At 74.7% G+C, this 12,241-nt stretch carries 8 protein-coding genes and 1 pseudogene; 7 read left to right on the plus strand and 2 right to left on the minus strand.

Going from position 1 to position 12,241, the window contains the following annotated elements; genetic code table 11:
* Positions 1-43: 43 nt before the first annotated feature.
* From AC5K6T_RS24650 to AC5K6T_RS24670, 5 genes and pseudogenes are all read left to right on the plus strand, one after another.
* A pseudogene (locus tag AC5K6T_RS24650) lies at positions 44-478 on the plus strand (SUKH-4 family immunity protein); the annotation flags it as partial.
* A 346-nt stretch (positions 479-824) separates the two neighbouring features.
* Entirely contained in the window at positions 825-2,300 is a 1,476-nt protein-coding gene (locus tag AC5K6T_RS24655) for an MFS transporter (protein WP_493212326.1), read from the plus strand.
* A gap of 421 nt (positions 2,301-2,721) precedes the next feature.
* A complete protein-coding gene (locus AC5K6T_RS24660) occupies positions 2,722-4,518 on the plus strand; it encodes a DEAD/DEAH box helicase (RefSeq protein ID WP_493212328.1) in 1,797 nt (598 codons plus the stop codon).
* A gap of 335 nt (positions 4,519-4,853) precedes the next feature.
* Positions 4,854-5,495 carry an IclR family transcriptional regulator gene (locus AC5K6T_RS24665; RefSeq protein WP_493212329.1) on the plus strand — a complete coding sequence of 214 codons (642 nt, stop codon included), beginning with the start codon at positions 4,854-4,856 and terminating at the stop codon, positions 5,493-5,495.
* 165 nt (positions 5,496-5,660) lie between these two features.
* Entirely contained in the window at positions 5,661-6,452 is a 792-nt protein-coding gene (locus AC5K6T_RS24670) for a S16 family serine protease (RefSeq protein WP_493212331.1), read from the plus strand.
* A gap of 403 nt (positions 6,453-6,855) precedes the next feature.
* Here AC5K6T_RS24670 and AC5K6T_RS24675 read toward each other — a convergent pair whose 3' ends face one another.
* Positions 6,856-7,362 carry an Lrp/AsnC family transcriptional regulator gene (locus AC5K6T_RS24675; RefSeq protein ID WP_493212333.1) on the minus strand — a complete coding sequence of 169 codons (507 nt, stop codon included), beginning with the start codon at positions 7,360-7,362 and terminating at the stop codon, positions 6,856-6,858.
* A 122-nt stretch (positions 7,363-7,484) separates the two neighbouring features.
* Here AC5K6T_RS24675 and hppD point away from each other — a divergent pair, with 122 nt between their 5' ends.
* Positions 7,485-8,630 carry a 4-hydroxyphenylpyruvate dioxygenase gene (gene hppD, locus AC5K6T_RS24680; protein ID WP_493212335.1) on the plus strand — a complete coding sequence of 382 codons (1,146 nt, stop codon included), beginning with the start codon at positions 7,485-7,487 and terminating at the stop codon, positions 8,628-8,630.
* Between the two features lie 96 nt (positions 8,631-8,726).
* Here hppD and AC5K6T_RS24685 read toward each other — a convergent pair whose 3' ends face one another.
* Positions 8,727-10,073 carry a tetratricopeptide repeat protein gene (locus tag AC5K6T_RS24685; RefSeq protein ID WP_493213449.1) on the minus strand — a complete coding sequence of 449 codons (1,347 nt, stop codon included), beginning with the start codon at positions 10,071-10,073 and terminating at the stop codon, positions 8,727-8,729.
* Between the two features lie 638 nt (positions 10,074-10,711).
* On the opposite strand from AC5K6T_RS24685, the gene AC5K6T_RS24690 reads away from it, so the two are divergent.
* A complete protein-coding gene (locus tag AC5K6T_RS24690; RefSeq protein ID WP_493212336.1) occupies positions 10,712-12,118 on the plus strand; it encodes an FAD-binding oxidoreductase in 1,407 nt (468 codons plus the stop codon).
* Positions 12,119-12,241 lie beyond the last annotated feature (123 nt).

Raw genomic sequence — 12,241 nt, forward strand, 5'->3', positions numbered from 1 at the left:
CGAGCCGTCACTGCGGCTCCCGCCGAAACACGCCCGGGGCCGGTCCGGACTGGCCCTGGACCTGCCCTACCGCCTGCTGGACCGCGAGTTCGGCCGCGGCCGGGTGGTGCGGTTCGAGGACGTCGACTTCCCGGCGGTCCTCACCCACGAACCGACCCGCCGCTTCCTGCGCGAGACCGGCCTGCCCGAGGAGGGCTTCCTCTTCCACCTGGACACGGACGTACCGCTGGCGCCGGTCACGGAGTACTGCGCCGAGGAGCGGCCCGGCCTGCTCCGGCCGGCCGGGTCCGGGCGGGACGCCCGCCGCCTCGTCCGCCTCGGCCGGCTCACGGACGACAGCAGCGTCGTCCTGGACGGCCACGGGGGAGAGATCCTCGACTGGAGCGAGCCGGAGGGCACCCTCCACCCGCTGAGCACGGACGTCTCCACCCTCGCCTTCTCGCTGTGGCAGATACGCCGGGAGAGCGCCCTGCTGGAGGCCGCTGCGGGGAGCCGGCCCGGCTGCCCCCCGGCACGGGCACGTTCCTGACCCACCCGGGCACGCGGCCGTCGGCCGGTCCTCCCGGCTGCGCCCTCCCGCCGGACCCGGTGCGCCCGGCCGCACGGAGAGACCGGACGGCGCCGCAGGGAGGCGGTCGTGGCCTCAACTGCCGGCCCGCCGCACGGCGTTCACGGGCAGCACCGGGAGCCGCTCAAGCCGCGGAAGCACCCGACCGCCCTGCCGGACCGGTGCGGCAGGAGGCCGGGGCCTACGACCAAGGTCGCAGTGCGGCCGGGCCTCCCGACAGGGGTCAACCCGCGCTTGGCGCCTTACGCTGACGGCCATGACTGCCCTGGACCCGCGCGACGCGGACGTCGCCCCCATCCCTGTCGCCCTCCCGCCCGACGCGGAGGCCGACGAGGGCGTGCTCAGCCGGGCCCACCGGGCGCTGAGCATCGGGATCGTGTCCGTGATCGTGCTGATCGCCTTCGAGGCCACGGCGGTGGGGACGGCCATGCCGGTCGCCGCGCGGGAGCTGCACGGGGTGCCGCTGTACGCGTTCGCGTTCTCCGGGTACTTCACGACCAGCCTGTTCGGGATGGTGCTCGCCGGCCAGTGGGCCGACCGGCGAGGACCGCTGGGCCCGCTCACCGCGGGGATGTCCGCCTTCGCCGCGGGGCTGCTGCTGTCCGGGACGGCCGGCGCGATGTGGCTGTTCATCCTCGGCCGGGCGGTCCAGGGGCTGGGCGGCGGCCTGGTGATCGTCGCCCTGTACGTCGTGGTGGGCCGCGCCTACCCGGAGCGGCTCCGCCCGGCGATCATGGCGGCGTTCGCGGCGGGCTGGGTCGTTCCGTCCGTGGTCGGCCCGCTCGCCGCGGGCGCGGTCACCGAACACCTCGGCTGGCGCTGGGTCTTCGTCGGCATCCCCGCCCTGGTCGTGGTCCCGCTGGCCCTGGCACTCCCGCAGATACGCAGCCGGGCGTCCGGACCGGTGACCGGCCCGGACGGGGGCCGCCCGGCCGGCCCGCGGGGCTCGGCGGACCGGCGCCGCATCCGCCTCGCGCTGGGCATCTCGCTGGGGGCGGGACTGCTGCAGTACGCCGCCCAGGACCTGCGTTGGCCGTCACTGCTGCCCGCCGTGGCCGGGGCGGCCCTGCTGGGGCCCGCCGTGCGGGGGCTGCTGCCGCGCGGAACGTACCGGGCGGCCCGGGGACTGCCCTCGGTGGTGCTGCTGCGCGGGCTGGCGGCGGGCTCCTTCATCGCCGCCGAGTCGTTCGTGCCGCTGATGCTGGTGACGCAGCGCGGACTGTCGCCGACCCTCGCCGGGTTCTCGCTGGCGGCGGGCGGCCTGACCTGGGCGACGGGCTCCTGGGTGCAGTCGCGCCCGCGCGTCGAGCCCCACCGGCAGCGGCTGATGACCGTCGGGATGGTGCTGGTCGCCGCAGCCGTCGCCGCCGCCCCGAGCGTCCTCGTCGACGCGGTGCCCGCCTGGACCGTCGCCGTCGCCTGGGCGTTCGGCTGCTTCGGGATGGGGCTGGTGATCTCCTCCACCAGCGTGCTGCTGCTCCAGCTGTCCGCCCCCGAGGAGGCCGGCGCCAACTCGGCCGCCCTGCAGATATCCGACGGCCTGTCCAACGTCCTGCTCCTGGCCGCGGGCGGCGCCGCCTTCGCCGCGCTCGGCGGCGGCACGGCCGGCCATGCCGCCGCCCAGTCCTCCGGCTCCCATCCGGCCGCCTTCACCGCGGTGTTCCTGCCGATGGCGGCGGTGGCGCTGGTGGGAGCCTGGGTGACGACGCGGCTGCGCACGGAAGGCGCCTGACCCGGGCGGGACGACCGCCGCCCGGCACGGCCCCGGCACCGGCCCCTGCCCCCGCGCCTCCGCCGCACCCGCCCGCACACCCACGCCGGACCTGCGCGCGCACCGCGTACCTCCCCCGGACCCGCCCACGTACCCCCGCCGGACCCGGGCCGGACCCGGGGGGGGCCGGACCCGGGGGGGCCGGACCCTGCACCGACGCCGCCGCGCACGGTCGGTACGCCGCACCCCCCCCTCGTGCCCGGGGCGGGCCGGAGGAGCGCGACGCGGCGGGACAGCGGCCCGGCAGGCCGTACCGCGCACGCCGACTGTGACGTCGGTCCCACCCGCGGGCGACCCCGCGGCGTTCGCGGGTTGACGCGGCCGGGCCGCCGGTAGGGTGGCCCGGTCGTCATCCCAGCCGAGCCCGACCCCTTCGGAGACCGTGACTACCTCCGCCGCCTCCACGCACTCCCACCACCTGTCGCCGGCGTTCCCCGGCCGCGCCCCCTGGGGCACCGCGAGCAAGCTGCGGGCCTGGCAGCAGGGTGCGATGGACAAGTACATCCAGGAGCAGCCGCGCGACTTCCTCGCGGTCGCCACCCCCGGCGCCGGCAAGACGACCTTCGCGCTGACGCTCGCGTCCTGGCTGCTGCACCACCACGTCGTGCAGCAGGTGACCGTGGTCGCGCCGACCGAGCACCTGAAGAAGCAGTGGGCGGAGGCGGCCGGCCGGATAGGGATCCGGCTGGACCCGGAGTACAGCGCGGGCCCGCTCGGCCGGGAGTACCACGGCGTCGCCGTCACCTACGCCGGTGTCGGCGTACGGCCGATGCTGCACCGCAACCGGGTCGAACAGCGCAAGACGCTGGTCATCCTCGACGAGATCCACCACGCGGGCGACTCCAAGTCGTGGGGCGAGGCCTGCCTGGAGGCCTTCGAGCCCGCCACGCGGCGCCTGGCACTCACCGGTACGCCGTTCCGCTCGGACACCAACCCGATCCCCTTCGTGGCGTACGAGGAGGGGCAGGACGGCATCCGCCGGTCCGCGGCCGACTACACCTACGGCTACGGCTCCGCCCTCGCCGACCACGTCGTCCGCCCGGTGATCTTCCTGTCGTACAGCGGCAACATGCGCTGGCGCACCAAGGCGGGCGACGAAATCGAGGCCCGGCTCGGCGAGCCGATGACGAAGGACGCCGTCAGCCAGGCCTGGCGGACCGCGCTCGACCCGCGCGGCGAGTGGATGCCGAGCGTGCTGCGCGCCGCCGACCAGCGGCTGACCGAGGTCAGGAAGGCCATCCCGGACGCGGGGGCCCTCGTCATCGCCTCCGACCAGGACTCCGCGCGCGCCTACGCCAAGCTGATCCGCGAGATCACCGGGCACCGGGCGACGCTGGTGCTGTCGGACGACGCGGGCGCCTCGGACCGCATCGACGAGTTCAGCGGCAGCCAGGACCGCTGGATGGTCGCCGTCCGCATGGTGTCCGAGGGCGTGGACGTGCCGCGGCTCGCGGTCGGGGTGTACGCGACGACGATCTCCACGCCGCTGTTCTTCGCGCAGGCCGTCGGGCGTTTCGTGCGGTCGCGGCGGCGCGGCGAGACGGCGTCCGTGTTCCTGCCGACGGTGCCCGACCTGCTCACCTTCGCCCACGAGATGGAGGTCGAGCGCGACCACGTCCTGGACCGGCCGAAGAAGCACGGCGAGGAGGACCCCTACGCCGAGGAGGACAAGCTCCTCAAGGAGGCCGAGCGGCAGCAGGACGAGGACACCGGCGAGCAGGACATGCTGCCGTTCGAGGCGCTGGAGTCCGACGCCGTCTTCGACCGGGTGATGTACAACGGCGCCGAGTTCGGCATGCAGGCCCACCCGGGCAGCGAGGAGGAGCAGGACTACCTCGGCATCCCGGGGCTGCTGGAGCCCGAACAGGTGCAGATGCTGCTGCAGAAGCGGCAGGCCCGGCAGATCGCGCACAGCCGCAAGAAGCCGGACGCCGAGGCCGACCTGCTGGAGATGCCCGCCGAACGGCGGCCGGTCGTCACCCACAAGGAGCTGATGGAGCTGCGCAAGCAGCTCAACACCATGGTCGGCGCGTACGTGCACCAGAGCGGCAAGCCGCACGGGGTGATCCACACCGAGCTGCGCCGGGTGTGCGGCGGGCCGCCGAGCGCGGAGGCCACCGCGGGACAGCTGCGGCAGCGGATCGCCAAGGTGCAGGAGTGGGCCACGCGGATGCGCTGACGCTCCGCGTCACTCCGCCGGGCGCCCCGGGACATGTCGTGCGGGACACGATCGTGCCGGAGGCGCCTGCGTGTATCAGGACAAAGGGCAGCAGTCTTCTCCGGCCACTGACCGGATTCTGGACGGAGCCTTCCGCTCAGCGAACCCCCTTCGCTAATGTCCCGCTACGCACACGCCCCGTGGCAGCGCCGCCGCGGAGCGCAGCCGTGAAGCGACTGGGCCCGGACCGACCGGGCCGTCCGCCGATCGGCGGCCTCTGTAGCGCGTCGCCGGCGGGACCTCGCGACGCATCCGCCGCGAGGGGCCGTCGACCTCACCACTAAGGAGTGGGCGTCGTGACCGCGGAGACCTCCCAGACGCTCGACCGGGGACTCAGGGTCCTCAAACTACTGGCCGACACCGACCACGGGCTGACGGTGACCGAGCTGTCCCAGAAGCTCGGCGTCAACCGGACCGTCGTGTACCGCCTGCTCGCGACGCTGGAGCAGCACGCCCTGGTACGGCGTGACCTCGGCGGGCGTGCCCGGGTCGGCCTCGGGGTGCTGGGGCTCGGCCGCCAGGTGCACCCGCTGGTCCGGGAGGCCGCGCTGCCGGCGCTGCGGTCGCTGGCCGAGGACATCGGCGCGACCGCGCATCTGACCCTGGTCGACGGGGCCGAGGCGCTGGCGGTCGCCGTGGTGGAACCGACCTGGACCGACTACCACGTGGCCTACCGGGCCGGCTTCCGGCATCCGCTGGACCGGGGGGCGGCGGGCAAGGCGATCCTGTCCGCCCGGTTCAGCCCGCTGGAGGACCCCGGCTACACCCTCACCCACGGCGAACTGGAGGCGGGCGCCAGCGGGGCGGCCGCGCCGCTGCTCGGCGTCACCGGCGTCGAGGGCAGCGTCGGAGTGGTGATGCTGGTCGACGCGGTGCCCGAGCGGGTGGGGGCCAGAGTGGTCGAGGCGGCCCGCGAGGTCGCGGAGGCGCTGCGCTGAGACCCGGCCCCCGCACAAGGGCACGGGAGGCGGCTCCGCGTCCGCGGAAGGGCCGGGGCCCGCGGTGTCGCGGGGACGGCCGGGTTCCCGGGCCGACGGTCCGGCGGGGGCCCGGGAACCCGGCCGGGGCCCGGGGCGTCGCGGCGGCCACGTTAGATTGACTCTGTGCTCTCTCGTCTCACACGCCCCCAGGCTGTCGCCGTCTGTGCCGCACCCGTCGTGGCCCTGATCGCCACGGCGGTGTTCGCGCCGCTGCCGTTCACGGTGGCGCAGCCGGGCCTCACGGCCAACGTGCTGGGCCGGAACCAGGGCACCCAGGTGATCACCATCTCGGGCGCCCCGACCCGCCCCACGAGCGGTCAGCTGCGGATGACGACCATCGAGGCGACCGGTCCGGACGCGCACGTCACCCTCGCGGACGTGGCCGACAGCTGGTTCCGCACCGACCGGGCGGTCATGCCGCGCGACTCGGTGTACCCGACCGGCGGCAGCGTCGAGGAGATCGAGCGGCACAACACCGAGCAGATGAAGGAGTCCCAGGACGACGCCGCCGAGGCCGCGCTGAACTACCTCAAGCTGGACTCCGACGACGTGAAGGTCTCCCTGAACCTCGCCGACGTCGGCGGCCCCAGCGCGGGCCTGCTGTTCTCCCTCGGTGTCGTCGACAAGCTGGACGGCGACGGACGGGGCGGCGACCTCACCGGCGGCCGCACCATCGCCGGCACCGGCACCATCGACCCGGACGGCAAGGTCGGCCCGGTCGGCGGGGTGTCCCTGAAGACCCAGGCCGCGCGGCGCGACGGCGCCACGGTGTTCCTGGTGCCGAAGGCGGAGTGCTCGGACGCCAAGTCGGAGCTGCCCGAGGGCCTGCGCCTGATCCCCGTGACCACCCTCACCGGCGCGGTGGACGCACTGCTGGCCCTGGAGTCGGGCTCCGGCACCGTACCGAGCTGCTGAGCTGCTGAGCCGCCGAGCTGCTGAGCCGCTGAGCCGCCGAGCCGCCGAGCCGCCGAGCAGGGCTCCCCGGACCGCCCGCCCTCTCGCCCTCCGCGCCCGGCTCGCGACCCCTGGCCCTCCGCGCCTGGCTCGCGACCCCTGGCCCTCCGCGCCTGGCTCGCGCCCCCTGGCCCTCCGCGCCTGGCTCGCGCCCCCTGGCCCTCCGCGCCCGGCTCGCGCCCCCTGGCCCTCCGCGCCTGGCTCGCGACCCCTGGCCCTCCGCGCCTGGCTCGCGACCCCTGGCCCTCCGCGCCTGGCTCGCGACCCCTGGCCCTCCGCGCCTGGCTCGCGACCCCTGGCCCTCCGCGCCCGGCTCGCGACCCCTGGCCCTCGGCTCCGTGTCAGAACGTCACCCGCGCCCGCCTCACGACCGCATCGGTTGCTCCCGGTCCTCGGCCGCCTGCGCCCCGAGCGCCGCCTGCTGAACGAGCGGGATGACCCGCAGCGGCACGGGGTTCTCCATCACGATCGCGGTGGAGGCCCGGACGATCCCGTCGAGACCGACGACCCGGTCGATCACACGCTGGAGATCGGCGTTGGAACGCGCCACGAGCCGGCACAGCATGTCCCCGCTGCCCGTGGTCGTGTGCAGTTCGAGCACCTCCGGAACGCTCGCCAGGTGTGCCCGTACGTCGGCCCCCTGCCCCTGCCGGATCTGCAGGGTGGCGAAGGCGGTGACCGGGTAGCCGAGGGCCGCCGGATCGACGTCGGGACCGAATCCCCGGATGACCCCGTTCGACGTGAGGCGGTCCAGCCGCGCCTGCACCGTCCCGCGTGCCACGCCCAGCCGCCGCGACATCTCCAGCACACCGATCCGCGGCTCGCGCGCCAGCAGCACGATGATCCGGCCGTCCAGACGATCGATCGCCATACCCCACCTCCAGGTGGTCATCCTGTACAGATAGCCTGCCGTTCCTGCTCCGTCGCTGTACATGTTGACCAGCAATCAAGGGAACTATTGCGCACCTTGCAGAGTGGGGCGACCCTTCGGCTATGACGCAGACCACACACCACACTCCCGACACCGCCCGGCAGGCCGATCCCTTCCCGGTCAAGGGAATGGACGCGGTCGTCTTCGCCGTGGGCAACGCCAAGCAGGCGGCGCACTACTACTCCACCGCCTTCGGCATGAAGCTGGTCGCGTACTGCGGACCGGAGAACGGCAGCCGCGAGACCGCGAGCTACGTCCTGGAGAACGGCTCCGCCCGTTTCGTGCTCACCTCGGTCATCAAGCCGAGCACCGACTGGGGCCGCTTCCTCGCCGCGCACGTGGCCGAGCACGGCGACGGCGTCGTCGACCTCGCCATCGAGGTGCCGGACGCACGCGCCGCGTTCGCCTACGCCGTCGAGCACGGCGCCACCCCGGTCGCCGAACCGTACGAGGTGAAGGACGAGCACGGCACCGTCGTCCTGGCCGCCATCGCCACCTACGGCGAGACCCGCCACACCCTCGTCGACCGCTCCGGCTACGACGGCCCCTACCTGCCCGGGTACGTCGCCGCCCGGCCGCTCGTGGAGCCGCCCGCGCAGCGCACCTTCCAGGCCGTCGACCACTGCGTCGGCAACGTGGAACTCGGCCGGATGAACGAGTGGGTCGGCTTCTACAACAAGGTCATGGGCTTCACGAACATGAAGGAGTTCGTGGGCGACGACATCGCCACCGAGTACAGCGCGCTGATGTCCAAGGTGGTCGCCGACGGCACCCTCAAGGTCAAGTTCCCGATCAACGAGCCCGCCGTCGCCAAGAAGAAGTCCCAGATCGACGAGTACCTGGAGTTCTACGGCGGCGCCGGCGTCCAGCACATCGCGCTGAACACCAACGACATCGTGGCGACCGTCCGCACCATGCGCGCGGCCGGTGTCCAGTTCCTCGACACCCCGGACTCCTACTACGACACCCTCGGCGAGTGGGTCGGCGACACCCGGGTGCCGGTCGACACCCTGCGCGAGCTGAAGATCCTCGCCGACCGCGACGAGGACGGCTACCTGCTGCAGATCTTCACCAAGCCGGTCCAGGACCGCCCGACGGTGTTCTTCGAGCTCATCGAGCGGCACGGCTCCATGGGCTTCGGCAAGGGCAACTTCAAGGCCCTGTTCGAGGCGATCGAGCGCGAGCAGGCCAAGCGCGGCAACCTCTGACACCCGCCCCGCCCGGCTCCGCCTCTCCGCCCCCGCACCGGGCCCCGGCGGGGACGCCGGCACCCCGCCCCGGCACCTTCCGGTGCGGCGGCACCCTCAGTCCGGCAGCGGCCCGTCCCCCGGCTCGCCGAGCGCGCCCAGCGCCCGGCGGGCCGCCGGCGCGTGCAGCGGCGAGAACCAGGGGTTGATCCGCAGCGCCTCGCCGAGATGCCGCCGCGCCGCACCGGCCCGCCCCAGGTCCCGCTCGATCATCCCGCGGTGGAACGCGTACAGGGCGCTGCGCACCCCGCCGCCCCGCTCCGGGTCGGTCGCCCGCACGGCGTACTCCAGCGCCTCCGCGTCGTCGCCCGCCCGGTGCAGCGCCCAGCCCAGCGCGTCCGCGACCGCGATCCCCGGCTGACGCCGCCACTCCTCGCGCAGCAGCCGCACACCCTCCGCCGGATCACCGTGATCGGCCTCGAACAGGCCCAGCACGAGATACTCGTCCACGCCGCCCGCCGCCGCCTCCCGCACCCGCTCCCGCAGCAGGTCGTACTGCACCCGCGCCGCCTGCCCGAGCCCCAGCGACTCGTACAGTTCGCCCAGCTCCAGCGCGTACGCGGGCCTGGGCTGCTTCTCCAGCGCCGTCCGGTACACGCTCAGCGCCTCGCCGGCCCGGCCCAGCGCGGCCAGCGCCCTGCCCTGCCCGGCCTGCGCGGCCCGCTGGTCGGGGTCGGTGCGCAGCGCCTCCTGGAAGTGCCGCAGCGCCGCCTCGCGGTCCCCGCGCTCGAACGCCAGCTGCCCGGCCCGCTCCAGCCACGCCGCCCGCTCGGCCGGCGTGCGGGCCGCCGCCACCGCGTCCGACAGCGCGGCCGCCGCGTCCTCCCGCCGGCCCCGGTCCCGGTACACCGCCGCCGCCCGCGCCCGCGTGGCCGGGTCCGACCGCCGTGTCAGCAGCCGGTCGAGGGTTCGCTTGGCGGCCTTGTGGTCGTTGAGCCCGCTGTACGCCTCGATCAGCGGCCCGTACGCCGTCCACCGGCCCGGCTCCGCCTTCAGCGCGGCCTCGCCGTGGCCGCGGGCCGCCCGGTAGTCCCGCCGGGCGTTCGCCAGCACCGCGAGCCCCTCCAGCGCCTGCGCGCTCCTGCGGGTCTTCAGCGACCTGCGCAGGGCCCGCTCCCCGCGCGGGAACGCCCCCGCGTCCGCCAGCCGCCGCCCCTGCTCGACGTAGGCCCTTCCCAGCACCGCCCACGACCCGGCGTCCCCGGGGTGCCGGCGCACCTGTGCCTCGCGGTCGGTGATCAGCGCCGCCAGGTCCGGCAGCGCGGCGGGAACCCCCGCAGCCACCGCCGCCCGCGCCAGCGCCTCCGGGCCCGGCGCGCCCCGCGGGCCGTCCCGCCCGTCCCACGGCCACGGCATCAGCGCCGCGCCGAGCCCCAGGCACCCGACGACCGCCCCCGCGGCCACCAGGTACCGCCGCCTCGCCCGGCCGCCTCCCGCACCGCCGGTCCCCTGCGAGGACGCGAGGCCCCCCGCGCCCTCCGCGCCCCCCGCGCTCTCCGCGCTCTCCGCGCTCTCCGCGCTCTCCGCGCTCTCCGCGCTCTCCGCGCTCTCCGCGCTCTCCGCGCTCTCCGCGCTCTCCGCGCTCTCCGCGCTCTCCGCGCTCTCCGCGCTCTCCGCGCTCTCCGCGCTCTCCGCGCCCTCCGCGCCCACAGCGCCCACAGCGCCCACAGCGCCCACGGTGCCCGGTACGTGCTCCCTGCATCCCGTGCGTCCCGTGCACTCCGTGTGTTCCGTACACCCCGTGTCGCCCACGTGTTGCACGTGCCCCACGTGTTCCACGTGCCCCACGTGCCCCACGTGTTCCGTGTGCGGATTGCGCGGCGTGGGCGGATTGCGCGGCGTGTGCCGGGCTTGTTCCGTGTTCCGGGCCTCCGCCGTGCTCGCCCTGCCGTGCGTGCTCTCCCCGTGTCCCCGGTTCTCCCCGTGTCCCCGGCTCTCCTCGCTCTCCATGGCGCTCACTGTGCGTCAGTACGACGACCACATCCGCCCGGCCCAAGGGGGCGGCCCGCGGGGTTCACACCGATGGCCCCGAGTGTCACGCTGTGATCATGAGCCCTACCGAAGCCGCACCCGACGGGGCGCGCGGCGACCTCACCGCCCGGCTGCTCACGGGCCTCCCCGCCGAGGCCGTCCTGACCGACCCCGACGTCACCGCCTCCTACGCCAACGACATGGCGAGCTTCTGCCCGGCCGGCGCCCCCGCCGTGGTGGTCCTGCCCCGCACGGTGGAGGAGGTCCAGCACGTCCTGCGCACCGCCACCGAGCTGTGCGTACCGGTCGTCCCGCAGGGCGCCCGGACCGGCCTGTCGGGCGGCGCGAACGCCTCCGACGGCTGCATCGTGCTGTCCCTGGTCCGGATGGACCGCATCCTGGAGATCAACCCCGTCGACCGGGTGGCCGTCGTAGAGCCGGGTGTCGTCAACGCCGCTCTCTCCCGCGCCGTCGCCGAGCACGGCCTCGCCTACCCGCCGGACCCCTCCAGCTGGGAGACCTGCACCATCGGCGGCAACATCGGCACCGCCTCGGGCGGCCTGTGCTGCGTGAAGTACGGGGTCACCGCCGAGTACGTGCTCGGCCTGGACGTCGTCCTGGCCGACGGGCGGCTGATGTCCACCGGCCGGCGCACCGCGAAGGGCGTCGCAGGATACGACCTGACCCGCCTGTTCGTCGGCTCCGAGGGCTCCCTGGGCGTCATCGTGCGGGCCACCCTCGCACTCCGGCCACAGCCGCCGCGACAGCTCGTGCTGGCCGCCGAGTTCGCCTCCGCGGCCGCCGCCTGCGACGCCGTGTGCCGGATCATGGCCGGCGGACACGTCCCGTCCCTCCTCGAACTGATGGACCGTACGACCGTCAAGGCCGTCAACGACCTCGCCCGCATGGGGCTGCCCGACGCCACCGAGGCGCTGCTGCTCGCCGCCTTCGACACGCCCGACCCGGCCGCCGACCTCGCCGCCGTCGGCGAACTGTGTGAGGCGGCCGGCGCCACCCAGGTCGTGCCCGCCGACGACACCGCCGAGTCCGACCTGCTGCTCCAGGCCCGCCGGCTGTCGCTGACCGCGCTGGAAGCGGTCAAGGGCACCACGATGATCGACGACGTGTGCGTGCCGCGTTCCCGGCTGGGCGACCTGCTGGAGGGCGTCCAGCGCATCGCCGACAAGTACGCCCTGACCATCGGCGTCTGCGCGCACGCGGGCGACGGCAACACCCACCCCACCGTCTGCTTCGACGCGCAGGACCCCGACGAGTCCCGGCGCGCCCGCGAGTCCTTCGACGAGATCATGGCGCTCGGCCTGGAGCTCGGCGGCACCATCACCGGCGAGCACGGCGTGGGCGTGCTGAAGAAGGAGTGGCTGGCCCGCGAGATCGGCCCCGTGGGCACGGAGATGCAGCGCCGGATCAAGGACGCCTTCGACCCGCTCGGCATCCTCAACCCCGGCAAGCTGTTCTGACCCACCCGGGCCCGGAGCACCCTCCCCTCCCGCACCTCACGCACCATCCGTCCCGGCACCACCCGTCCGGCACCGGCCTCCCGCCACTGGTCCTTCCACCACCGGTTCTCCCACCACCGGTCC

This window comes from Streptomyces sp. B8-7, from assembly GCF_058833805.1.

Bases quoted from the DNA above. Each gene is read 5' to 3' on its own strand.
- AC5K6T_RS24655 (WP_493212326.1), top strand. From the start codon at position 825: ATGACTGCCCTGGACCCGCGCGACGCGGACGTCGCCCCCATCCCTGTC.
- AC5K6T_RS24675 (WP_493212333.1), bottom strand. From the start codon at position 7,362: ATGGCGATCGATCGTCTGGACGGCCGGATCATCGTGCTGCTGGCGCGC.
- hppD (WP_493212335.1), top strand. From the start codon at position 7,485: ATGACGCAGACCACACACCACACTCCCGACACCGCCCGGCAGGCCGAT.